This window comes from Streptomyces sp. CA-243310 (assembly GCF_050936775.1).
GTDB lineage: Bacteria > Actinomycetota > Actinomycetes > Streptomycetales > Streptomycetaceae > Streptomyces.
Genome location: NZ_JBNJMF010000001.1, coordinates 1728930 through 1751718, shown reverse-complemented (window position 1 = coordinate 1751718; position 22789 = coordinate 1728930). Strand labels below are relative to the sequence as shown.

Annotated in this window: 23 protein-coding genes; 5 read left to right on the top strand and 18 right to left on the bottom strand. The window is 71.4% G+C overall.

The features are described 5' to 3' along the window. Positions 1 to 42: 42 nt before the first annotated feature. The 3 genes from ACQEVM_RS08245 to ACQEVM_RS08235 form a co-directional block, all read right to left on the bottom strand. A complete protein-coding gene (locus tag ACQEVM_RS08245; protein ID WP_433076463.1) occupies positions 43 to 3816 on the bottom strand; it encodes an AAA family ATPase in 3774 nt (1257 codons plus the stop codon). Between the two features lie 230 nt (positions 3817 to 4046). Next, a complete protein-coding gene (locus tag ACQEVM_RS08240; protein WP_030227372.1) occupies positions 4047 to 4262 on the bottom strand; it encodes a hypothetical protein in 216 nt (71 codons plus the stop codon). A gap of 350 nt (positions 4263 to 4612) precedes the next feature. Further along, positions 4613 to 4894, bottom strand: a complete 282-nt coding sequence (locus ACQEVM_RS08235) for an acylphosphatase (RefSeq protein WP_053675108.1) — start codon at positions 4892 to 4894, stop codon at positions 4613 to 4615. Positions 4895 to 5025: 131 nt separating this feature from the next. Between ACQEVM_RS08235 and ACQEVM_RS08230 the strand changes: the two genes are divergently transcribed. Beyond that, complete coding sequence (locus ACQEVM_RS08230) at positions 5026 to 6003, top strand: CAP domain-containing protein (protein WP_433076460.1); 978 nt, start codon at positions 5026 to 5028, stop codon at positions 6001 to 6003. Positions 6004 to 6036: 33 nt separating this feature from the next. Here ACQEVM_RS08230 and ACQEVM_RS08225 read toward each other — a convergent pair whose 3' ends face one another. Then, positions 6037 to 6642: a flavodoxin family protein gene (locus ACQEVM_RS08225; RefSeq protein WP_433076458.1), complete on the bottom strand. Its 606-nt coding sequence runs from the start codon at positions 6640 to 6642 to the stop codon at positions 6037 to 6039. Positions 6643 to 6771: 129 nt separating this feature from the next. Between ACQEVM_RS08225 and ACQEVM_RS08220 the strand changes: the two genes are divergently transcribed. Beyond that, positions 6772 to 7176 (top strand): winged helix-turn-helix transcriptional regulator, encoded by a 405-nt coding sequence (locus ACQEVM_RS08220; protein ID WP_433076456.1) that lies wholly within the window; start codon positions 6772 to 6774, stop codon positions 7174 to 7176. Here the strand turns inward: ACQEVM_RS08220 and mutM are convergent. The 9 genes from mutM to ACQEVM_RS08175 form a co-directional block, all read right to left on the bottom strand. After that, on the bottom strand, positions 7149 to 8009 hold the full coding sequence (gene mutM / locus ACQEVM_RS08215; protein ID WP_433076454.1) for a bifunctional DNA-formamidopyrimidine glycosylase/DNA-(apurinic or apyrimidinic site) lyase: 861 nt from the start codon (positions 8007 to 8009) through the stop codon (positions 7149 to 7151). The two genes, ACQEVM_RS08220 and mutM, sit on opposite strands and share 28 nt — an antisense overlap. A 131-nt stretch (positions 8010 to 8140) precedes the next feature. Beyond that, the gene (rnc, locus tag ACQEVM_RS08210) at positions 8141 to 8986 is read right to left on the bottom strand and encodes a ribonuclease III (protein WP_433076452.1); all 846 of its coding nucleotides are present in this window, start codon (positions 8984 to 8986) and stop codon (positions 8141 to 8143) included. A gap of 19 nt (positions 8987 to 9005) precedes the next feature. Continuing rightward, a complete protein-coding gene (gene rpmF / locus ACQEVM_RS08205; RefSeq protein ID WP_053675094.1) occupies positions 9006 to 9179 on the bottom strand; it encodes a 50S ribosomal protein L32 in 174 nt (57 codons plus the stop codon). 2 nt (positions 9180 to 9181) lie between these two features. Next, positions 9182 to 9892, bottom strand: a complete 711-nt coding sequence (locus ACQEVM_RS08200; RefSeq protein ID WP_433076450.1) for a YceD family protein — start codon at positions 9890 to 9892, stop codon at positions 9182 to 9184. Between the two features lie 90 nt (positions 9893 to 9982). Beyond that, positions 9983 to 11068, bottom strand: coding sequence for a DivIVA domain-containing protein (locus ACQEVM_RS08195; protein WP_433076448.1), 1086 nt, complete (start codon positions 11066 to 11068; stop codon positions 9983 to 9985). A gap of 103 nt (positions 11069 to 11171) precedes the next feature. Beyond that, positions 11172 to 11651, bottom strand: coding sequence for a pantetheine-phosphate adenylyltransferase (gene coaD / locus ACQEVM_RS08190; protein ID WP_199826417.1), 480 nt, complete (start codon positions 11649 to 11651; stop codon positions 11172 to 11174). A 29-nt stretch (positions 11652 to 11680) separates the two neighbouring features. Next, positions 11681 to 12259, bottom strand: a complete 579-nt coding sequence (gene rsmD, locus ACQEVM_RS08185) for a 16S rRNA (guanine(966)-N(2))-methyltransferase RsmD (RefSeq protein ID WP_351380803.1) — start codon at positions 12257 to 12259, stop codon at positions 11681 to 11683. A gap of 61 nt (positions 12260 to 12320) precedes the next feature. After that, positions 12321 to 14531: an ATP-dependent DNA helicase RecG gene (gene recG, locus ACQEVM_RS08180; protein WP_433076446.1), complete on the bottom strand. Its 2211-nt coding sequence runs from the start codon at positions 14529 to 14531 to the stop codon at positions 12321 to 12323. A gap of 37 nt (positions 14532 to 14568) precedes the next feature. Next, positions 14569 to 16227 (bottom strand): DAK2 domain-containing protein, encoded by a 1659-nt coding sequence (locus tag ACQEVM_RS08175; RefSeq protein ID WP_433076444.1) that lies wholly within the window; start codon positions 16225 to 16227, stop codon positions 14569 to 14571. A gap of 241 nt (positions 16228 to 16468) precedes the next feature. Between ACQEVM_RS08175 and rpmB the strand changes: the two genes are divergently transcribed. Next, a complete protein-coding gene (gene rpmB / locus ACQEVM_RS08170) occupies positions 16469 to 16654 on the top strand; it encodes a 50S ribosomal protein L28 (protein ID WP_007266795.1) in 186 nt (61 codons plus the stop codon). Positions 16655 to 16813: 159 nt separating this feature from the next. On the opposite strand, the gene thiD is transcribed toward rpmB, so the two are convergent. Together thiD and ACQEVM_RS08160 are read right to left on the bottom strand one after the other, a co-directional pair. Then, the gene (gene thiD, locus ACQEVM_RS08165) at positions 16814 to 17614 is read right to left on the bottom strand and encodes a bifunctional hydroxymethylpyrimidine kinase/phosphomethylpyrimidine kinase (RefSeq protein ID WP_433076442.1); all 801 of its coding nucleotides are present in this window, start codon (positions 17612 to 17614) and stop codon (positions 16814 to 16816) included. Then, positions 17611 to 18594 (bottom strand): thiamine-phosphate kinase, encoded by a 984-nt coding sequence (locus ACQEVM_RS08160; protein WP_053675082.1) that lies wholly within the window; start codon positions 18592 to 18594, stop codon positions 17611 to 17613. Before ACQEVM_RS08160 ends, thiD begins: the two co-directional genes overlap by 4 nt. Positions 18595 to 18839: 245 nt before the next feature. Between ACQEVM_RS08160 and ACQEVM_RS08155 the strand changes: the two genes are divergently transcribed. Together ACQEVM_RS08155 and ACQEVM_RS08150 are read left to right on the top strand one after the other, a co-directional pair. After that, positions 18840 to 19073 carry an Lrp/AsnC family transcriptional regulator gene (locus tag ACQEVM_RS08155; protein ID WP_030011290.1) on the top strand — a complete coding sequence of 78 codons (234 nt, stop codon included), beginning with the start codon at positions 18840 to 18842 and terminating at the stop codon, positions 19071 to 19073. A 23-nt stretch (positions 19074 to 19096) separates the two neighbouring features. Further along, entirely contained in the window at positions 19097 to 19597 is a 501-nt protein-coding gene (locus ACQEVM_RS08150) for a DUF3515 domain-containing protein (RefSeq protein WP_433076439.1), read from the top strand. Positions 19598 to 19698: 101 nt separating this feature from the next. Here ACQEVM_RS08150 and ACQEVM_RS08145 read toward each other — a convergent pair whose 3' ends face one another. The 3 genes from ACQEVM_RS08145 to ACQEVM_RS08135 are packed head-to-tail and all read right to left on the bottom strand — an operon-like array spanning position 19699 to position 22655. Next, positions 19699 to 20856, bottom strand: coding sequence for a D-alanine--D-alanine ligase family protein (locus tag ACQEVM_RS08145; protein ID WP_433076437.1), 1158 nt, complete (start codon positions 20854 to 20856; stop codon positions 19699 to 19701). A gap of 39 nt (positions 20857 to 20895) precedes the next feature. Continuing rightward, positions 20896 to 21906 carry an NAD(P)H-dependent glycerol-3-phosphate dehydrogenase gene (locus ACQEVM_RS08140; RefSeq protein ID WP_053675076.1) on the bottom strand — a complete coding sequence of 337 codons (1011 nt, stop codon included), beginning with the start codon at positions 21904 to 21906 and terminating at the stop codon, positions 20896 to 20898. Continuing rightward, complete coding sequence (locus ACQEVM_RS08135) at positions 21903 to 22655, bottom strand: lysophospholipid acyltransferase family protein (RefSeq protein ID WP_433076435.1); 753 nt, start codon at positions 22653 to 22655, stop codon at positions 21903 to 21905. The genes ACQEVM_RS08140 and ACQEVM_RS08135 overlap by 4 nt, the downstream gene beginning before the upstream one ends. Positions 22656 to 22789 lie beyond the last annotated feature (134 nt).

Here is a 22789-nt window from a genome sequence, read left to right as displayed (position 1 = left end):
ACCGAGAAGGCTTTGCGTTCACCTATTGAATGATGAAGGTCTCTAGCGGAGCCGCTGGCTGATCACTTTGGACACTCCATCTCCCTGCATGGAGACGCCGTACAGGGCATCGGCGACCTCCATCGTGCGTTTCTGATGAGTGATCACGATCAGCTGCGAGCTCTCCTGGAGTTCCTCCATGATCCGGATCAGCCGCTGCAGGTTGGTGTCGTCCAGAGCCGCCTCGACCTCGTCCATGACGTAGAACGGACTGGGTCGGGCCTTGAAGATGGACACCAGCAACGCGACCGCGGTCAGCGAACGCTCGCCGCCCGACAGCAGCGACAGCCTCTTGACCTTCTTGCCCGGCGGGCGCGCCTCCACGTCCACGCCGGTGGTCAACATGTTGTCGGGGTCCGTGAGGATCAACCGTCCCTCCCCACCGGGGAACAGCCGCGAGAACACCCCCTCGAACTGACGCGCCGTGTCCCGGTAGGCCTCGGTGAACACCTCCTCGACCCGCTGGTCGACCTCCTTCACGACCTGGAGCAGATCGGCCCTCGTCTTGCGCAGGTCCTCCAGTTGCTCGCTGAGGAACCTGTGCCGCTCCTCCAGCGCCGCGAACTCCTCCAACGCCAACGGATTGACCTTCCCCAACTGCTGGTAGGCGCGTTCGGCCGCCTTGAGCCGCTTCTCCTGCTGCACCCGGACGTACGGTCCCGGCCGGTTCCGCGGGTGCTCCGGGTCCTCCGGCAGCTCCTCGCCCTCGGCGGCCGGCGACGGCGGCACCGGCTGGTCGGGGCCGTACTCGGCCACCAGCCCGGCGGCCTCCACCCCGAACTCCTCCAGGGCGCGGCCCTCGACCTGCTCGATCCGCAACCGCTTCTCGGCTCCGAGCACCTCGCCCCGGTGCACGGAGTCGGTCAGCTTGTCGAGCTCCCCCTTGAGGTCGCGACCCCGGCCGCGGGCCTCGGCGAGCTCCCGTTCGCGCACCCCCTTGGCCTGCTCGGCGCCGGCGCGCTCCGCCTCGGCCCGACCGATCGACACCTCCAGATGGGCCAGGAGCTGTCGCGCTCCGTCGGCCACCGCCCGACCCACCTCGGCCTCGTGGGCCAGCCGCTGCCGGCGGCGTTCGGCACGGGTCCTGGCCTCGCGCTCGGCCCTGGCGCCGCGGTCGAGCGCTTCCGCCCGCCCGGCCAGTCCCTTGACCCGTTCCTCGTGGGTCCTGAGCTGGAGCCGCGCCTCCATCTCGGTCTGTCGCGCGTTGGCCCCGTCGGCGGCGAGCCGGTCCCTGGCCGAGGTGTCCGGTTCCTGGTCCACCGGCATCTCCTCGGCGACCGCGAGCCGTTCCGCGCACTCCTCCACCTCGGTGCGCGCCTGCGCCAGCGCGCCCTGCGCCGCGGTCGCGGCAGCGACGGCCCGTTCGGCCTCGCCCGCCGCGCCCTTCGCCTGCCCCGCGAGCCGGCCCAGCTGCTGCGCGACCCCGGCCCTGGCCCGCTCACCCTCCCTGCGCCGCTCGGCCAGCTCCTCGACGAGCCGGACCGCCTCCTGCCGGTCGGCGTGGGCGCGCTCCTTGGCCTCGGCCAGTCGGGCGCACTCCTCCTCCAACCGCGCCAGCTCGGCCGCGGCCTCGTCCACGGCGGCCCGTACCTCGATGAGGCTCGGCGCCCCGGCGGATCCGCCGTGCGCGAGATGGGCTCCCAGGACGTCCCCGTCGGCGGTGACCGCCACCAGGTCGGCCCGCTCGGCCACCAAAGCCTCGGCCTCGTCCAGGGTCGCGACGACGACGTACTCCCGCAGGGCCCAGGCCACGGCCCGCACCACACCAGGGTCGCCCGTCACCAGGCTCCCGGCCGGTACCCCGAGCATGCGCGATCCGACCGCCGTCGAGGCCGACACGGACTGCGGAGCGGTCGGAGCGGGCACGTGAGCGGCGGCCGGGGCGGGAAGATCCGCCACCGGAACGCCGGTCGGGGAGGACAGCGCACCCGGGGCGGAGGCCGAAACGGAATCCGACGCCTGGACGGCGGTCGAACCCGGGCCGGCGCTCTGGCCCGGCAGGCTCCCCTCGCCGGCCGGTCGGCCGGTCGGATCCACGGCCTGGCCCGGCAGGACGGTCGCGGACTCCGGGGCGATCAGGAAGGTGACCCGCCCCGCATCCGTGTCCCTCAGGTGCCGGATGGCATCGGCCGCCACCCCCGCCGAGGTCACGGCGAGCGCGTCGGCCGCCGCGCCCAACGCGGCCGCGACCGCCACCTCGTGCCCCGGCGCCACCGTCACCCGTTCGGCCGCCGGGCCGAGCAGCCCGTCCAGCCGTTCGTGCGCGCCGAGCAGGGTGCCCGTGCCGTCCTTGCGCCGCAGCGCCGGCGCCAACGCGTCCCGTCGGGCCGTCACGGCCGCCCGGGAGCGTTCCGCCGAGGTCAGTGCCTCGCGCGCCGCCGACAGGGCTGCCTCGGTTTCCGCCAGCCGGGACCGCGCAGCCTCGTGCTCCCCGTCGACGGCCGGGTCGTCGAGGGCTCCGACCTCCTCGGCCAACGCCTCGTACTCGGCCTGCGCGCGCGCCGCACGGGTCTCGGCGTCGTCGCGCGCCGCCTCCAGCCGTTCGATCTCCGCCTGCGCCGCGCCCGCCCTGGACCGGGCCGCGCCGAGCCGGCCGGTCAGCCGGGCCAACCCCTCGCGCCGGTCGGCGACGGCCCGCGCCGCGTCCCGCAGCCGCCGTTCCTCGTCGGCCAGGGACCGCTCCAGCTCCGCCCGGTGCTCGACGGTGTCCTCCAGCGCCCGTGAAGCCGCCTCCAGAGCGGCCGTCAGTTCGGCTTCCTGCTCACGGATGCGTGCCGCCTCGCGCTCCATCTCCTCGGGATCGCGGCCGTGCCGCTCGTCCTCCGACGGCGCCGACGCGCTCTTGACCCGCGCCTGTGCCAGGGAAACGGTTCCGCGCACCCGTTCGGCCGACTGGGAGAGTTCGTGCCAGGTCTGCTGGGCCCGTTGCAGCCGGGGCGCGAGTTCCCGTACCGCCTCCTCCAGCTCGGCCTCGCGTCGCAGCGCGCCCGCCAGCTCCCGCTCGGCCGCCTCCTTGCGTTCCTTCAACGCCGCCTCGTCCGCGATCTCCGCGTCCAACGCGCCCTTCAGGGTGACCAGGTCATCGGCGAGCAGCCGCAGTCGCGCGTCCCGCAGGTCGGCCTGGATCACGGCGGCCCGGCGGGCCACCGCCGCCTGGCGTCCGAGCGGCTTGAGCTGTCGCCGCAGTTCGTCGTTGAGGTCCTGCACGCGCGCGAGGTTGGCCCGCATCGCGTCGAGCTTCCGCAGCGCCTTCTCTTTCCGCTTGCGGTGCTTCAGTACGCCGGCTGCCTCCTCGATGAACGCGCGGCGGCCCATCGGATCGGCGTGCAGTACGGAGTCCAGTTGGCCCTGTCCGACGATGACGTGCATCTCGCGGCCGATGCCGGAGTCGGAGAGCAGTTCCTGGATGTCGAGCAACCGGCAGGTGTCGCCGTTGATCTGGTACTCGCTGCTGCCGCCGCGGAACATGATCCGCGTGATGGTGACCTCGGCGTACTCGATCGGCAGCGCGCCATCGGAGTTGTCGATGGTCAGCGAGACCTCGGCGCGCCCCAGGGGAGGCCGACCCGTCGTGCCGGCGAAGATGACGTCTTCCATCTTCCCGCCGCGCAGGGACTTCGCCCCTTGTTCGCCCATGACCCAGGACAGCGCGTCCACCACGTTGGACTTGCCCGATCCGTTCGGGCCGACGACGCAGGTGATCCCCGGCTCGAAGCGCAGGGTGGTCGCGGAAGCAAATGATTTGAAGCCACGCAGGGTCAGGGACTTGAGGTGCACGCCGCCGGACTCTACCTTTCACGTTCGGTTTCACCCATGAAGGTGCAGGGCAGATCAGACGTCAAAGGAATCAACCCCCCCACCTGGCCCAATGATGCGGCCGGGCGGGACGGTCGGCGGGTGAGGGGCCGGCGGTGCGAGGAGGAGCCGGCCGTGAAAGAAAGAAGGGACGCCGGAGCGTCCCTTGCAGATCAAACGGGGCTGGAATCGAGCGACGAGTGAAGCGCGGATCAGGTGAGCGCAGGCTCCGCCTGGGGTACGTCGAGGTCGATGCTGTCGAGCAGCGAGTCTCCGTGCTGAGCGGCGGCCGCGTTCAGTGCGTCGTTCTCGGACTGGATTCGTCCGAGCTCGGACTCGAGGTCCTGGACGCGCTGCTGAAGCCGTCGCATCTCGGCGAGGAGTCGCGGGTCGGAACCGCCGACGTAACCGAGAAGCGCCTTTGCCATGATGGATGGTCCTCCACACTGAGTGACCGACCGAGAGCGGTGTGGGTCGTGAGGGAATCGCACCCGCGGATGTCCGGCAGCGACTGACAGTCACTGCGCTTACTACTGCCAACACTGCCAAACAGCTCAGGTGCGCGGGGCTTCCAGCGTCTCACCAAAAAGTTTGACGGTCAACACGATCACGCCCCGTATCGGCGGGCGGCCCGGCGCTCGCCTGCGGCGCGGAGATCATCCTCATCTCCGAGCCTTCCACGGATCACGATCGACGGCAACGGCTCCGCGACGAATGCGCAGTTCCGACCGTGTGTCGACCATCCAGAGATCTGATCAGTACATGATCAGTCGATCCGTCAGCGGATCGCGAATCCGTCGTAGCCACCGCGCGGTGTGCCCCAGATCTCTGTCACCCCGTCCACTCGGCCGGGCGTGTCGGCGGACCGCAGCCAGTCCAGCAGCCGGTGGCAATTCTCACGTTGACCTTCGGCCACCACCTGTACTCGACCGTCGTCCAGGTTGAGCGCGAAGCCGACCACCTCGCCGATCTCCAGAGCATTGGCCCTGGTGAACCAGCGGAAGCCCACTCCCTGTACACGGCCGCGCACCCATGCGGTCAGCCGGACTTCTTCATTCATGCGTGAACGCTAACCGGGGCGCCCGATTCGCGGCACATCGCCCCCCGGGTCCCATGGCGTACAGTCCCGCTCCAATGAGCTCATCCGTTTGGGCGAGCAAACATGGACCGTTGAAGGAAGGCACGACGCCGATGGGACGCCACAAACTCCCCGCTCCGCCGCGCGGCGAAGGCGGCAAGCGCGGCACCGCCGTCCGCATCGGCATCGTGGGTGTCCCGGTGGCCCTGCTCCTCGGCACGACGGCGGTCGTCACGACCGGCATCGTCCCCGTCGGCGACTCCTTCCCCTATGTCGGTACGGACGCGGGCTCGAAGACGCAGGCCAAGGCCTCACCGTCCGCTCGTGACGAGAACGCGGTACAGGGGCAGGGTGGCCTCGCCGGTCTCCAGGGCCGCGCCTCCACGCCCGCCGCCCCGGACAGCGCCACGCCGGCCCGGCCGTCGTCCCCGTCCCCCTCGGCCTCGACCTCGTCGGCGCCCACCCCGACGCCGACGCCGCAGTCCCCGACGCCGAAGCCCTCCGCTTCGACGAAGGCACCGGAACCGGAACCGGTCAAGCCCCGACCCGTGAAGCCGGAACCGGTCAAGCCCCTGCCCGTGAAGCCGGAGCCCGTGAAGCCGGAGCCGGACAAGCCCGCCGCCCCCGCCCCGAAGCCCGACCCCGAACCGGCGCCGACCGGCAAGCCGTCGACCCCCGCGCCGAAGCCCACGGCGCCCGCACCCTCCGGCGGGCACTCCGCCGAGGAGGCGGCCGTCCTGACGCTGGTGAACCAGGAACGCGCCCAGGCGGGCTGTGGCCCGGTCCGGGCGAACCCGCCGCTCGCGACGCTGGCGGGCGCGTTCAGCAAGGACATGGCCGTACGGGGCTTCTTCGACCACACCGACCCGGACGGGAACACCCCGTGGAAGCGGGCCGACAACGCGGGCATATCAGGCCTCGGCGGCGAGAACATAGCCCGCGGCCAGGGTGACGCCGACGCGGTGATGAAGGCCTGGATGAACAGCCCGGGCCACAAGGCGAACATCCTGAACTGCGAGTTCCGCACCCTGGGCGTCGGCGCCTACTTCGCCGACGGCGGCCCGTGGTGGACCCAGGACTTCGGCTTCTAGGAGCCCTGTTCCCGGACGACCGCCGCCCGCCGACTACCGCGCGGCGAGCGCGGCGCGGCCCGCCAGGACCACGCGGGTGTGCTCGGCGACGCGCCGGCCGAGGTGCTCGGCGGTGGCGATGTCCGACTTGTGGACCGCTTCGGGGCCCTGGTCGGCGTTGGTCTGGGCGGCCGCGCCGGAGAAGAAGCCGAGGCGGTTCAGGTCGTACTCGGAGCCGGTGGTGGAGTTCCAGCCCGGCTTCAGCCCCAGGTTGACCCAGCTCATCGCGTGCTGCGCGGCCAGCGTCTGGAAGAACTGCAACGTGTGCATCTTGTCGCCGCTCTTCGAGCCGGAGTTGGTGAAGCCCGCGGCGACCTTGTCCTGCCACACGTCCCCGAACCAGCGCTTCGAGGTGGCCTCGGCGAAGACGTGAAAGGCGCCCGATGCGGTGCCCATGTACGTCGGAGAGCCGAAGATGATCGCGTCCGACGCGTCCAGCAGTGCCCACTGCGCGTCGTCGATCTCGTCGACCTTGACGAGGTGGACGGTCGCGCCGGCATCGGCTGCTCCCGCCCGGACGGCCTCGGCGACGACCGCGGTGTGGCCGTATCCCGAGTGGTAGGCGACCGAGACGACGGGGGTGGGCGTGATGTCGGACATGGTGGTTCTCCCTCAAGGATGGGGCTCGGTGGGTCGCGTCGGGACACGACGGCGACGACCGAAAGAGAATCACTAACTTTTCGAAAGCGCAAGCAGACAGTAAGCGCTACCCGAGGGTACGCTTGTGCCATGGAGACCCCTGTTCGTACGGACGCGCCCTCATCGGAACTGCCTTTCGATGTCTTCGCCCGCACCTGCCCCTCCCGGGAGACCCTGGAGCACGTCACCGGACGCTGGGGCAGTCTGACCGTGGGCGCCCTGCGCGACGGCGCCTGTCGCTTCAACGAGTTGCGTCGCCGTGTGGACGGCGTCAGCGAGAAGATGCTCTCCCAAACCCTGCACGCGCTGGAACGTGACGGCATAGTCCACCGCGAGGCGCAGCCCACGAACCCGCCCCGCGTCGACTACGAACTCACTCCCCTGGGCCACCAGGTCGCCGACCGACTGCTCGCCCTGATCCACTTCCTCGAGGGCAGCATGCAGCAGGTGCTGACCGCCCGGGCGTCCTACGACGCGGCCCGCGGCGGTCGCTGACAGCGCGGGCAGAAGTAGCTCGACCGGTTCATCCACGGCCGGCGGCGCATCGGGGTCCCGCAGCGCCGGCACGGCTCGTCCTCCCGGCCGTAGGCGTCGAGCGAGCGGTCGAAGTAACCGGACTGCCCGTTCACGTTGACGTACAGGCTGTCGAAGCTGGTCCCGCCGACGGCGAGCGCCGCGTTCATGACGTCACGGACGTGGGAGAGGAGTTCCGCGCTCCGGGGGCGCGTGAGCGTGGCGGTCGGGCGCTCGTAGTGAAGCCGGGCACGCCACAGGGCCTCGTCGGCGTAGATGTTGCCGACCCCGCTGATGAGCGACTGGTCCAGCAGGGCCCGCTTGACCGTGGTCCGCTTGGCACGCAGGGCGAGATGGTAGGCGGCTTCGGGGAAGAGCGGATCCAGGGGGTCACGGGCGATGTGCGCGATGACGTCGGGGAGCCCGTCGGGGGTGTTCTCGTGCAGGGACAGGCCGCCGAAGGTCCGCTGGTCCACGAAGCGCAGCTCGGTTCCGGTCGCGTCGTCGAAGCGCACGCGGATCCGCAGGTGCTTCTCGTCGGGGGCGCCGATCGGCTGCACCAGCAGTTGACCGCTCATGCCGAGGTGGCCCAGCACCGACAGGTCCCGTTCCACGAGCGGCAGCCACAGGTACTTCCCGCGTCGCTGCGGCACCCCGACGGTCTCCCCGGTGAGGCGGGCGGCGAAATCGGCGCCGCCGCCCGGGTGCCGCCGTACGGCTCGGGGGTGCAGCACCTCGACGGACTCGATGGTCCGCCCGGCCACCCAACGCTCCAAACCGCGCCGCACCACTTCGACTTCGGGCAGCTCGGGCACGGTGTTCCTCCGGGAGGCGACGGGGCTGGACGCTTCGCCGAGCCTACCGGCCGCCCTCGGTGGGCCCGGGAACGGGACCGCCCCCGCCCCTCCGGAGAGGGGCGGGGGCGGGGAACATCCCGAAGGAAGGGTCAGACGCCCGGCGACGGTTCGACGGGCGTCGGCGCCCCGCCGTCCTCGGTCGCGGCCGGAGCCACGACCTCTGCCGGAGCGGCTGCGGCAGCGGCTGCCGCCGCGATCCGCTCGTCCGCCGCGGCGCGGATCCCGCGCCACGCGGACTCGGCCGCCTGCTGTTCCGCTTCCTTCTTGCTGCGGCCGGTGCCGGTGCCGTACGAGACACCACCGACGCGAGCGGCAGCTGTGAAGGTCTTCTCGTGGTCCGGACCGGTCTCGGTGACCAGGTATTCCGGTACACCAAGGCCTTCGGCCGCCGTGAGCTCCTGGAGACTGGTCTTCCAGTCCAGGCCGGCCCCGAGGTTGGAGGACTTCTCGATGAGCGGGTCGAAGAGCCGGTGAACCAGCTCCGAGGCCGCGTCGAGGCCCTGATCGAGGTAGACCGCGCCGATCACCGCTTCAAGGGTGTCGGCGAGGATGGAGGCCTTGTCCCGGCCACCCGTGCCCTCTTCGCCCCGGCCGAGCCGGATGAAGGAGCCGAGTTCGAGGCCACGCCCGACCTCCGCAAGTGCGCGCGAGTTGACCACAGCGGCCCGCAGTTTGGCCAGTTGGCCTTCCGGCAGGTCCGGATGGGTCGTGTACAGCGTGTCCGTGACCACCAGGCCGAGCACGGAGTCCCCGAGGAACTCCAGGCGCTCGTTGGTGGGCAGACCGCCGTTCTCGTACGCGTACGAGCGGTGGGTCAGTGCACGCACCAGAAGGGCGGTCTCGAGTTGGTACCCGAGCCGCCCTTCCAGAAGCACGTGGGACGAGGCCGCGTTGTTACTGTCTGCCTGCTTCTCAGCGTTGGACAGCTCAGACATTGCGCCTCTCACCAGCCGCTCAGACCTCGAGAACCTGGCGCTTGTTGTAGGTGCCGCAGCTCGGGCACGCAATGTGCTGGAGCTTCGGCTCCTGGCAGCGCTCGCACGAAACCAGGTTGGGGACCGCAGCCTTCCACTGCGACCGGCGGTGGCGCGTGTTGCTGCGCGACATCTTCCGCTTCGGAACAGCCACGGCTACTTCTCCTGCTTCTCGGCGGCGCTCTGAACTCCGTCAGATGCAGTGCCGCTCATGTTGTCCTTCTCGTCGTCCTGATCGGTCACGACGAGTTCCTGCAAGGCCGCCCAACGGATGTCGACGGCCTCATGGTGGTGGTCCGGGTCGTCGTTCAGGCTGAGCCCGCAATCGGGGCACAGTCCGAGACAGTCTTCTCGGCACACCGGCTGCAGCGGCAGTGCGAGCACCACCACATCGCGCAGCAGGGGTTCGAGGTCGAACAAGCCGTCCTCGAGGAAGAGTGTGTCCTCGTCGTCCTCGGCGTCGTCGGCCGGTTCCGCCTTGGAGCGGCTCCGGTCGTCGGCGTCAGGGTACGAGAACATCTCCTGGAAGTCCGCCTTGAGCTCGCGCCCGACAGACTCCAGACACCTTACGCACTCCCCCACGGCCGATGCACGGGCGGTGCCTGTGACAAGCACCCCTTCCATGACCGACTCCAGGCGGAGGCTGAGCTTCAGCGGGGCGCCTTCCGGTACCCCGATGACGCCGGCGAGACCGAGGTCCGCCGGTGCCGCGATCTCACGGGACAGCCGCTGCATGGCACCAGGACGCCGCCCCAGCTCGTGCGTGTCGAACACGAGGGGGTTGTGGTGGTCGAGGCGGGTATTCAGGGCCGTTCCTGCTTTCACAGATCGTTGAAGATCAAAGTCTCTGCCGCTCACGGGCAGCATGGATCGCGGTGCATACGCGCGACCGAACAGCCAGGATACCCGCCGCCCCGCTCTGAGCCCAATCCGGCCCCGAGAGCGACCGGAGCCCCTCTAGCGTCCCTGCTCGTACTGCCGCAACTGGTTCAGGTCGATCATGCTCGTGTCGAAGAAGCTGGTCTCGTCGAGCGCGGGCTGCCGGGGAACCTGCTCTTCGTGGTGTTGCCCGCCCTGGTGCTGCTGGTCCTGGTAGGACGGGACCTGCTGCTGGTAGGCCCCGTACGGGTCCGGCTGCTGCTGGTAGGAGCCGGCGTAGGGATCGGGCTGCTGCTGGTAGCCGTACGGGTCCTGGTACGCGGCGTACGCGTCCTGCTGGTGGGCCGCCGGCTGCTGGTAGGAGTAGCCGTCGTACACGGGCTCCTGCGGCATCGGCGCCTGGACCTGGGCCGGGATCACCGGGGCCGCCGGCTCGGCCAGACCGGCCAGGAAGTCCGCGTCGCTCGACGAGCGGCCCTGCTGGAGGCCCGCCGCGTCCTGGGCGGCCATGTGCGCGCCGAGGTCGTCCGCGGGCGCGCGCCCGAGCAGCTTCTGGCGACCGCGCCCCACCGCCTCCAGGGTCTTGGACAGCACCGCCTCGAAGGTCGCCAGCTTGGTGTCCACGTAGGCGTCGGCCTGCTCGCGCCGGATCTGCGGATCCGGGCTGGGCTCGGGGGCGTCGTGGTCCGCGGGGTCCTCGTGGACGCCGCCCGCGCCCGGGCCGCGTCCCAGCAGCTTCTCCCGGCCGCGGTCCACCGAGCCGATGGTCTTGCTGAGCACGACCTCGAAGTTGGCGAGCTTGCTGTCGACGTAGTCGTCCGCCTCGGCCCGGACCTCCTCGGCCTCCCGGCGTGCGTCCGCGAGGATCCGGTCCGCCTCGGCCTGCGAGCGGCGCGCGACCTCCGTGTCGGAGATGAGGGAACCCCGTTGGGCGTGCGCCGACTCGATGATCCGGTCCGCCTCCCGGCGGGCCTCCTCGACCATCTGCTCCCGGCCGCCGATGAGCTCCCGCGCCTGTGCGAGCGATCCGGGCAGGGCCTCGCGCACCTCCTCGAGCTGCGCGAGCAGCTCCGCGCGATTGATCACGCACGAGGAGGACATGGGCATGGACCGGGCGCCGCCGACGGCCGCGACGATCTCGTCGAGCTTCTTCTGCACGTCCATGGGGGCTCGCACTCTCTCGGCCTCGGGCGGTTCCCGAGTCGGACCCGACGACTGTAAGGCCCCGGGGTGCGCGGCCGGGCGGGACCGGGGTGACAACGACCCGTCAGCGGTCGCGCAGTCGCTCCAGCAGGGCGGCGTGCACATGCGCCGGCAGCAGGTGGGCTACGTCGCCGCCCCAGGTGGCGACCTCCTTGACCAGGGAGGACGACAGGAAGCTGTAGGTGGGGTTGGTCGGCACGAACAGCGTTTCGACGCCCGACAGTCCCATGTTCATCTGGGCCATCTGCAGTTCGTAGTCGAAGTCGCTGACGGCGCGCAGGCCCTTGACGATGGCCGGGATGTCCCGCTGCTTGCAGAAGTCGACCAGCAGTCCGTGGAAGGACTCGACCTCCACGTTCCCGTAGTCGGCCGTCGCCTCCCGGATCAGCTCGATCCGCTCCTCGACGGTGAACAACCCCTGCTTGGACTGATTGATCATCACGGCGACGTGGACCACGTCGTAGAGCCGGGAGGCCCGGCCGATGATGTCGAGGTGTCCGTTGGTGATGGGGTCGAACGACCCCGGACAGACGGCGCGGCGCAACTGAATTCCCTCGCTCCCCGGTGCGGGCATCATGAGTTTTCGCTGGTGAAGGCGGCGCGACCGTACCAGAGGGTCCCTTCGCCGTACTTCCGTGAGCGGAGCGGTTCGAAGCCGTCGGGCCACGGGAAGGCGCCGCTCCTGGTGCTGCGTTCCACGGTGACCAGTGCGTCGTCCGTGAGCCAGCCATTGGACCGGAGTGTGAGGAGGATCTCCCGGAGTTCCTCGTGGTCCACGACGTACGGCGGGTCCAGGAAGACGATGTCGTAGGGGTCCTCGTGGAGCGGGACCGCCACGATCTGTTCGGCCCTGCCCGACCGGAATTCGGCGCCGGGCAGGCCCACCGACGTGATGTTGTCCTTGATCGCCTTGGCGGCCTTGGCGTCGGGCTCGACCAGCAGGGCCCGTTCGGCGCCGCGGGAGAGGGCCTCCAGCCCCACCGCTCCGGAACCCGCGTAGAGGTCGAGCACGCGGGCGCCCTCGACGCCGTGCAGGGACTCCCAGGTGGAGAAGAGCCCTTCGCGCATCCGGTCCGAGGTCGGGCGGGTGCCGGTGCCGGGCGGCACGGTCAGCCGTCGCCCGCCGGCGCTGCCGGCGATCACGCGGGTCATCTGGGGTCCTTCGGTGGGGAGACGGAGAAACGTTCAGCGGTTCAACGATAGGTCGTCGTCCTCAGCCCTTCTCCAGGTACTGCTCGCGCTCGGTGTCCAGCAGGGCGTCCAGGGCGGTTCGCAGGCCGGGCAGGTGCGCCAGCTCGGGGTCCTCGGCGACCACGCGGGTGGCCTCCTCGCGGGCCTGGGCGATGACCTCCTCGTCCTCGATGACGGCGAGCATGCGCAGCGAGGAGCGGACGCCCGACTGGGCCTGCCCCAGCACGTCGCCCTCGCGCCGCTGCTCCAGGTCGATCCGGGAGAGTTCGAAGCCGTCGAGGGTGGCGGCGACGGCCGCGAGCCTGGCGCGGGCGGGGCTCGCCTCGTGCATCTCGCTGACCAGCAGGCACAGCCCGGGTGCCGAGCCGCGGCCGACGCGGCCGCGCAACTGGTGGAGTTGGGACACCCCGAACCGGTCCGCGTCCATGATCACCATGACCGTGGAGTTGGGGACGTTCACCCCGACCTCGATGACGGTGGTGGCGACCAGCACCTTGACCTCGCCCGCGGTGAAGCGGCGCATGACGGCGTCCTTTTCCGCGGGGTCCATCCGTCCGTGGAGCACCTCGACGCTCAGCCCGGCGAGCGGGCCCCGGGCGAGCTGGTCGGCGATCTCCAGGACGGCCAGCGGGGGTCGCTTGTCGCCGTCCTCCTCCGCGGCCTTCTTCTTCTTGGGCTCGTCCTCGCCGTCACCGATGCGCGGACAGACGACGTAGGCCTGGTGGCCGTTCTCGACTTCCTCCCGCACCCGTTCCCAGGCGCGCGCGAGGAAGTGCGGCTTGTCCTTGGCGGGCACCACGTGGGTGGCGATGGGAGAGCGGCCGGCGGGCAGCTGGTCCAGTACGGAGGTCTCCAGGTCGCCGAAGACCGTCATCGCGACCGTGCGCGGGATCGGGGTCGCGGTCATGACCAGCAGGTGCGGGGGCTGTTTGCCCTTCGAGCGCAGCGCGTCGCGCTGTTCGACGCCGAAGCGGTGCTGTTCGTCGACGACGACCAGGCCGAGGTCGTGGAACTGCACCTTGTCCTCGATCAGGGCGTGGGTGCCGATGACGATGCCGGCCTCGCCGGTCACCAGGTCCAGCAGCGCCCGGCGCCTGGCCGGCATGCCCATGGAGCCGGTGAGCAGGGTGACCTTGGTGCCCTGGTCGGATCCGCCCAGCAGGCCGCCCTCGGCGAGTTCGCCCATCATCTCGGTGATGGACCGGTGGTGCTGTTGGGCGAGCACCTCGGTGGGCGCGAGCATCGCGGCCTGTCCGCCCGCGTCGACGACGGCGAGCATGGCCCGCAGCGCGACCATCGTCTTGCCGCTGCCGACCTCGCCCTGGAGCAGGCGGTGCATGGGGTGGTCGGTGGCGAGGTCGTCGAAGATCTCCTTGGAGACGGTCCGCTGGCCCTCGGTGAGGGTGAAGGGGAGCTTCGCGTCGAAGGCGTCGAGGAGTCCGCCCGGGCGGGGCCGGCGCGGGACGGCCGGGAGTTGGGAGTCGGCGTGCCGGCGGCGGGCGAGGGCCACCTGGAGGACGAACGCCTCGTCCCACTTGAGGCGTTGGCGGGCGTCCTCCACGTCGGCCTTGGTGGTGGGGCGGTGGACCTTCAGCAGGGCCTCGGTGAGCGGGACCAGGCCGCGGCCCTCGCGCAGGGCGGCGGGGAGCGGGTCGACGGCCTCGGGGACGCCGGGCAGTACCGCGTCCACGCACTTGGCGATCTTCCAGGACTCCATCTGCTTGCACGCCGGGTAGATCGGGATGAGTCGGCCGGCGAAGGCGGCGGCGGCGTCCGCGCCGCCGGTGTCGTCCGTGTCCTTGCCGAGCGGCTCGTAGGCGGGGTGGGCGAGCTGGAGCTTGTGGTTGAACCGGGAGACCTTGCCCGCGAACATCGCGCGGCTGCCGGGCAGCAGGTCCTTGTGCGGCTTGTGGACACCGGAACCGAAGAAGACCAGCTGGAGCCGGCCGCTGCCGTCCGTGATGGTGACTTCGAGGCGCTTCCCGCCGCCCCGACCGCCCTGGTAGGTCAGCAGGCGCGCGTCGGCGACCTGCGCGACGACCGTGACGTGCTCGTCGAGCTGGTCGCCGAGGTCCGCGAGGGAGGTCAGCTCGCCGCGCTCGGCGTACCGCCGGGGGTAGTGGTGCAGCAGGTCCAGGGCCGTGTGCAGGCCGAGGTGCTCGGCCAGCACCTTGGCGGTGGCGGGGCCGAGGGTCTTCTTGAGGTCTTCGTCGAGCGCGGGCACGTGTTCCATTGCACACCATGGCGCCGACAAGCCCGTCCTTCGACCCTTATTCGACGCCGATGAGCAGCGGGGCCGAGTACCGCCCGCCCCGGTAGGTGACCGTGTCGACGGCCAGGTGGCCGTGTTGTACGTAGGCCTCCAGGCGGGCGGCGAGGGCGTCCGGGACGTCCTCGCCGAGGACCAGGGTGACGAGTTCGCCGCCGGAGCCGAGCATGCGGTCCAGGACGGCCTCGGCGGTCTCCGGCAGGCCGGGGCCGATGACGGCGACGTCGCCGTCGATGAGCCCGAGGACGTCCCCGGCCTGGCAGATGCCGGCGGAGGTGAAGGACTGCCGTTCCGCGACGGCGAGTTCCCCGTAGCGGGTGGCTCCGGCCGCCGCGGTCATGGCGACGACGTCCTCGTCGAAGCTGGCGTCCGGGTCGTGCACGGCGAGCGCGGCCAGGCCCTGGACCGCCGAGCGGGTGGGGATCACGGCGACCCGGACACCGTCGGCGCGGGCCTGTTCCGCCGCGGCCGAGGCGGCGGCCCGCCACTCGGAGTCGTTGGGCAGCAGCACCACTTCGCGGGCGTGGGCCCGGCGGATGGCGTCGACCAGGTCGGCGGGTGCCGGGGGCGCGTCGGGGCGGGCGAGGACGGTGGTCGCGCCCGCCTCCCCGCACAGTCCGGCCAGTCCTTCGCCCGGTACGACGGCGACCGCGGCCCGCTGGGCGCGCGGGACGCCGGCCCGGCGTCGTTCGTCGCCGAAGTGGGTGATCCGGATCCGGTAGGGGCGTCCGGCGACGACGCCGGCCTCGACGGCTGCGCCCGGGTCGTCGACGTGGACGTGGACGTTCCAGAGCCCGTCGCCGCCGACCACCACGAGGGAGTCGCCGAGTCCGTCGAGGCGGGCGCGCAGTTCCCCGACGGCCGGTTCGCCGGCCTCCAGCAGGTAGATCACCTCGTACGCGGGCCCACCGTGCTCCTCGGCGCACGGCTCCGGCGGTCGGGGTACGGGCACGGCCCGGCCGCGGATCGGTTCGGCGGCGGGTTCCCGGCCGGACAGCGCCTGCCAGAGGGCGCCGAGCACGGCGACCAGTCCGCAGCCCCCGGCGTCGACCACCCCGGCCCGGCCCAGCGCGGCGAGCTGCCCCGGGGTCTCGGCCAGGGCCGCGCGGGCTCCGTCGTAGGCGGCGCGGGCCACGTCGGCGGCGGTGCCCGCGGCGGCGTGGCCGGCTTTGGCCGCGGCGGCGGCGACGGTGAGCATGGTCCCCTCGACGGGGTGCGCGACGGCCTGGTACGCCTCCTCGGCGGCCCGGGTGAGGGCCCGCGCCAGGAGGGGGCCGGGGTCGCGTCCCTCGGGTTCGGCGCCGAGCACGTCGGCGACGCCGCGGAGGAGTTGGGCGAGGATCGTCCCGGAGTTGCCCCGGGCGCCCGTCAGGGCGCCGTGGGCGTAGGCCCGTACGGCCTCGGGCAGGGACAGGGGGACGGGCGCGGGCGGCGTGGTGTCGGTCACGTCCGCGGAGGCCGACGCGAAGGCGGCCGCCAGCTCGCGGGCTGCCGATTCGGCGGTCAGGTAGAGGTTGGTGCCGGTGTCCGCGTCGGCGACGGGATAGACGTTGATCGCGTCGATGTCCTCGCGGGCCCGGCCCAGGGCGGCCAGGGCGAGCGAGCTCCAGGTGCGCACCGCTTCGGCGTCGAGGGTGTGCGGCTGAGGCTCGTAAGGCACCGGGCGTTCCTCCTTGTGCGGGCCGGGGTTCACCGCAGGGTAGCCAAGGGTGGCCGGCGCCTCGGGACCGCGGGGCGTGGTCGGCGGGCGCCATGGTAGTTTTCTTGGACCGGCACAGACGTTGTATGCTGCTCCGGTTGCCCGATGAGAGTCGGGCCATTCCCCCGGCAAACCACTTCGGATCTCTGATTCCGGTGCGCCGGATTCACTGTAAGTGCATCTGAAGTCTTTGGAGTGACCTGTGGCTGCCAACTGCGACGTTTGCGCCAAGGGGCCGAGCTTCGGCAACAACATCTCCCACTCGCACCGCCGCACCTCGCGTCGCTGGAACCCGAACATCCAGCGCGTCCGTGCCGTGGTCAATGGGACGCCGAAGCGCCTCAACGCCTGCACCTCGTGCATCAAGGCCGGCAAGGTCTCGCGCTGACGCCTCACGTCGTAGCGCAGCCCTTTCCGGTTGCCAAGAAGGCCGGTCCACCTGGTGGGCCGGCCTTTTGCCTTGCCTGAAGCGAGCGCGGGCCTTGCCCGGGCGAGCACGGAGAGCTCCCGGGACCCCGTCGAGGGTTCCCGGGAGCTCTTCGCGCGTTCAGGCCCGCCGGCGCCAGGCGTGGTCCACGGGGCCGATGCCGCCGCCGAGCGCGAAGCCGGCGGCGATGGCCCCGGTGACGTACTCCTTGGCCGCGGTGACGGCCCCGGGGACGTCGAGTCCCTTGGCGAGGCCCGCCGCTATCGCGCTCGCGAGGGTGCAGCCCGTGCCGTGGGTGTGCCGGTTGTCGTGCCGGGGTGCGCGCAGCCACCGCTCGTCGGCGCCGTCGGTGAGCAGGTCCACGGCCTGGTCGCCGTGGGCCCGCAGGTGTCCGCCCTTGATCAGCGCCCACCGGGGGCCGTGACCGAGGATCGCGTCGGCGGCCCGCCGCATGTCGTCCTCCGTCTCCACCACCAGGCCGGTGAGTCGGGTCACCTCGTCGAGGTTGGGGGTGGCCACGGTGGCCCGCGGCAGGAGTTCCTCGCGTACGGCGTCCAGCGCCGAGTCGGCGAGCAGCGCGTCCCCGTGCTTGGAGACGCCGACGGGGTCGACGACCGCCGGGGCCGGGGTGCCGGCCAACAGTTCGGCGACCGTCTCCACCAGCGACGCGGAGGACAGCATCCCGGTCTTGACGGCCTGGACGCCGATGTCGTCCACCACGGCCCGGTACTGGGCCGTGACGGCTTCCGCGGGCAGTTCCCAGGCCCCGTGGACGCCGAGCGAGTTCTGGGCCGTCACGGCGGTCACCACGCTCATCCCGTGCACGCCGAGCGCCAGCATCGTCTTGAGGTCGGCCTGGATGCCCGCTCCGCCGCCGGAGTCCGATCCGGCGACGGTCAGGCACAGCGGCGGACGCCTCATCGCGCGGGCTCCTCGGCGGCCGGGTCGGCGCCGAAGTGGTCCCAGCCGCCGGTGCTGGTCCAGGGCGCGCCGTCCACGGTCACCTGGGGGGCGGCGGAGCGGTTCTGGACCTCTCCGATGACCTTCCAGCGGGCGGGCAGTTTCACGTCGGGCGGGAAGGTGGCCACGATGGCGTGGTCCTCTCCCCCGGTCAGCACCCACTGGAGCGGATCCACGCCGACGGCCTGGCCGATGTCGTGCATCTGGCTGGGGATGTCGACGGCCGCCGAGCGCAGGTCGATGCGCACCTTGCTGGCCTCGGCGATGTGACCGAGGTCCGCGACCAGGCCGTCGCTGACGTCGGTCATGGCGGTGGCGCCGAGTCCGGCGGCGGCGGGGCCCGCGTGGTACGGCGGTTCCGGGCGCCGGTGCGCCTCGACGAAGGCCCGCGGGGAGCGGAAGCCGCGCGAGAGGACCGCGAAACCGGCCGCGGACCAGCCCAGCCAGCCGGTGACGGCCACCACGTCGCCGGGCTGGGCGCCGGAGCGCAGCACGGGCTCGTGGTTGCGCAGGTCCCCGAGGGCGGTGATGGCGACGGTGATGGTGTCGCCCCGTACGACGTCGCCGCCGACCACGGCCGCGCCCGCGACCTGGCATTCGTCGCGGATGCCGTCCATCAGCTCGGTGGGCCAGGTGACCGGCAGTTCCGCCGGGACGACGAGGCCGAGGAGCAGTGCGGTCGGCACCGCGCCCATCGCCGCGATGTCGGCGAGGTTCTGCGCGGCGGCCTTGCGGCCGACGTCGTAGGCCGTGGACCAGTCGCGCCGGAAGTGCCGGCCCTCCAGCAGGATGTCCGTGCTCGCCACGACCCGCCGGTCGGGGGCCGACACCACCGCGGCGTCGTCGCCGGGTCCGAGCCGGACCGCCGGGGTGGTGGTGAGCCGTGAGGTGAGCTCTCGAATGAGCCCGAACTCCCCCAGCTCGCCCACAGTGCCCTTCATCGCTGTGCCCCTTCTTGCCCAGTCCGCTTGCGGTCGCGAGCCGTCACAGCTCTGGGTACCGTCAACAGATACGTCAACTTCTGCTCTCCGTGCGCCTCGCCGTGCGTGGAGCCGACCTCTCGGGTCTCCCCGTGACGCTCGGCGACGCGGTACCGTGGCGTCCCTTCTTCCACGGGCCCACCCGATGTCCCCGGGCCCACCCGAAGATTAGGGGAAATGATCCTCGTGGCCGCCCTGGAGGTTCCGTGGTACAGGCGTACATCCTCATTCAGACCGAGGTGGGCAAGGCGTCGTTCGTCGCCGAGTCCATCGGCCAGATCCCGGGGGTGATCCAGGCCGAGGACGTGACGGGCCCGTACGACGTGATCGTGCGCGCCCAGGCGGACACCGTCGACGATCTCGGCCGCATGGTCGTCGCCAAGGTGCAGCAGGTGGAGGGGATCACCCGCACCTTGACCTGCCCGGTGGTCCATCTGTAGCCCCCGTCTACTCTTGGCCGGTGATGTCCCTCCACCGCCGGCCCCTGCGTCTACTGGCCCTTCCCGCGTGCGCGGTCCTGCTGGCTCTCGCCGGCTGTTCCTCGGGCGATGCCGAGGCCCGGGTGGATCCGCCGCCCACGCCGCCCGCCGACGTCGCGGGGCTCTGTGCGGCACTGCACGAGGAGCTCCCGGAGAAGGTGGCCGGCCTGGCGCGGACCACCACCCGGCCCGAGTCGGATCTGACCGCCGCGTGGGGCGGCTCGGCGATCGTACTGCGGTGCGGTATCCCCAAGCCGCCCAAGATGTCGGATCCGAAGCAGGACGGCGTCGAGGTCAACGGAGTCGGATGGTTGCTGGAGAAGCTTCCCGCCGACGAGGACGGCGGTTTCCGGTTCACCACCGGGGCGCGGCTGGCGTACACGGAGGTCCGGGTCGACAAGGAGCATGCCACGGATGCGGGGATGCTGGTCGATCTCTCCGCGGCCATCGCCAGGACCGTGCCCGTGGGCATCTCCTCGTACTGAGTCGTCCGGACCGTCCCCGCCGGGCGGTCTCCCCCGCTCATGATGACCGCCCGCCGGGATCCCCGGCGGGCGGTCGTCGTGTGCGTGCGGTCGGGCCGGCGCTAGCGCAGCCCGGTGGAGCGGCGCAGGGCCGCCTGGATCAGGCGGTCCACCAGCTCCGGGTACTCGATGCCCGACTCCTGCCACATGCGCGGGTACATGGAGATCGGCGTGAAGCCCGGCATGGTGTTGATCTCGTTGATGACGAAGGTGCCGTCCTCCGTGAGGAAGAAGTCGGCACGCACCAGACCCTCGCAGGACGCGGCGTCGAACGCCTCGACGGCGAGCCGGCGCACCTCGGCGGTCTGCTCGTCGGTCAGCGGCGCCGGGACGATCCCGGAGGCGGAGTCGATGTACTTCGCCTCGAAGTCGTAGAAGTCGTGGCTGGAGACCGGCGGGATCTCGGCGGGGACGCTCGCGCGCGGCCCGTCCTCGAACTCCAGCACCCCGCACTCGATCTCGCGGCCGCGCAGCAGCGCCTCCACGATGATCTTCGGGTCGTGGCGGCGGGCCTCCTCGATGGCGGCGTCCAGGCCGGACGCGTCGTCCACCTTGGTGATGCCGATGGAGGAGCCCGCGCGGGCGGGCTTCACGAACAGCGGCCAGCCGTGTTCGGCGGCGAAGTCCAGGACCTTGGCGGTGGCGGCGGACCGGTCGGCCTCCCACTCGCGCGGGCGGACGGTCACGTACGGGCCGACGTTCAGCCCGAAGGACGTGAACACCCGCTTCATGTAGTCCTTGTCCTGGCCGACGGCCGAGGCGAGGACGCCCGAGCCGACGTAGGGGATGCCGGAGAGCTCCAGCAGGCCCTGGAGAGTGCCGTCCTCGCCGTACGGGCCGTGCAGCACGGGGAAGACGACGTCCACCTCGCCGAGGGCCTTGGGAACGGCGCCCGGCTCGGTGTAGACGACCTCGCGGTTGGCCGGGTCGACGGAGAGGACGACGCTGCCGTCCACGGAGTCGGCCAGGTCCTCGACGCTCGGGAGCACCCGCTCGGCGATGGCCATGCGGGAGGGCTCGTCGGCGGTCAGCGCCCACCGGCCGTCCGTGGTGATGCCGATGGGCAGCACCTCGTACTTGGACCGGTCGATGGACCGCAGCACGGCGCCCGCCGTGACGACCGAGATGGCGTGTTCCGAGCTGCGGCCGCCGAACACGACGGCCACGCGGGGCTTGCGGCCCTGCTGCTCAGGGGTCTGGGGGAGGTTCTCGCTGCTCATATCGCCACGAGAGTACCCGCTCAGACGTCCGGAATGGAGTCAGCGCCGTTCCGGTTTGGCGCTGCGTCCCATGAGTTCCTTGAGCGCGACCAGCGTGGGCTTCCCGTGGTGCACGATGTCGACCACCGTGTCGGTGATCGGCATGTCCACTCCGTACCGGCGTGCCAGATCCGCCACGGACTGGCAGGACTTGACCCCCTCGGCGGTCTGCCGGGTGACGGCGATCGTCTCCTCCAGGGTCATCCCGCGGCCCAGGTTGATGCCGAAGGTGTGGTTGCGGGAGAGCGGCGAGGAACAGGTGGCGACGAGGTCGCCGAGACCCGCGAGGCCGGAGAAGGTGAGCGGGTCGGCCCCCATCGCGAGGCCCAGGCGGGTGGCTTCGGCGAGGCCTCGGGTGATGAGCGAGCCCTTGGTGTTGTCGCCGAGACCCATGCCGTCCGCGATGCCGACGGCGAGGCCGATGACGTTCTTGACGGCGCCGCCGAGTTCACAGCCGATGACGTCGGTGCTCGTGTACGGGCGGAAGTACGGGGTGTGGCAGGCGGCCTGGAGGCGGCGGGCCACGGCGTCGTCGACGCAGGCCACCACGGAGGCGGCGGGCTGGCGGGCGACGATCTCGCGGGCCAGGTTGGGGCCGGTGACCACGGCGACGCGCTCGGCGGGGACCTTGGCCACCTCCTCGATGACCTCGCTCATCCGCTTGGCGGTGCCGAGTTCGATGCCCTTCATCAGGGACACGAGCACGGTGTCGGGGGCCAGCAGGGGCGCCCACTCGGCGAGGTTGCCGCGCAGGGTCTGGGAGGGCACGGCGAGGACGGTGAAGTCGGCGCCGCGGGCCGCCTCGGCCGGATCGGTGGTGGCCCGGATGTTGGCGGGGAGTTCGACGCCGGGGAAGTAGTCCGGGTTGGTCCGGTCGGTGTTGACGGCGTCCACCAGCTCCTGGCGGCGCCCCCACATCGTCACCTCGCAGCCGGCGTCGGCGAGCACGACGGCGAAGGCCGTGCCCCACGAGCCGGTTCCGAACACGGTTGCCTTCACGGGACCTGTCACTTCTTGCCCTCCCCCGCGGCGTTGCGCCGCTGCTGCGCCCTGGCTTGGCGATGGTCGTACGGCTGCGCGGGCGCGCTTTCGCCCCGCAACTCCTCCAGCAGCTCGGTGATGGCCGCCATGATGACCTCGGTGACCTCCTTGAGCACGTCCGGGGTGGGTTCCCGGCCGTAAAAGGCGGAGAGGTCGACGGGCGGTCCGGCGAGCACCTGGAGGGTCTTGCGCGGGAACAGCCGGAGCTTGTCGGTCTTCGCGTAGGGCGGCATCGCGAGATTCGCGCCCCATTGGGCCACCGGAATGACCGGGGCCTTGGTGATCAGTGCGACGCGGGCGGCGCCGGTCTTGCCGGCCATCGGCCACATGTCGGGATCGCGGGTGAGGGTGCCTTCCGGGTAAAAGGCAACGCATTCACCGCTCTCGATGGCCGCCACGGCCGCCCTGAATGCGTCGAGGGCGTTGGTGCTCTCCCGGTACACGGGGATCTGACCGGAACCACGCAGGATCATGCCGACGAAAGGCACCTTGAAGAGGCCGGCCTTCGCGAGCAATCGGGGCACCCGGCCGGTGTTGTACTGGAAGTGCGCGTACGAGAGCGGGTCCAGATACGAGTTGTGATTGACGGCGGTGATAAATCCCCCGTCGACCGGAATGTGCTCCATTCCCCGCCAGTCCCGCTTGAAGAGCACTACCAGCGGCGGTTTCGCGATGACCGCCGCCAGGCGGTACCAGAAGCCGATTCTGCGGCGGGACACTCGAACACCTTCCTCTAGGACCGGTGCGCGGCTTGGGCACCTCGTCGGCCGGACAAGTGTGGCCCCAGGCCCGGTCTCTGTCGAGAACACCGTACGCCCCGCTCACACCGCACGGCCTCCCCTCTGCCCGGGTG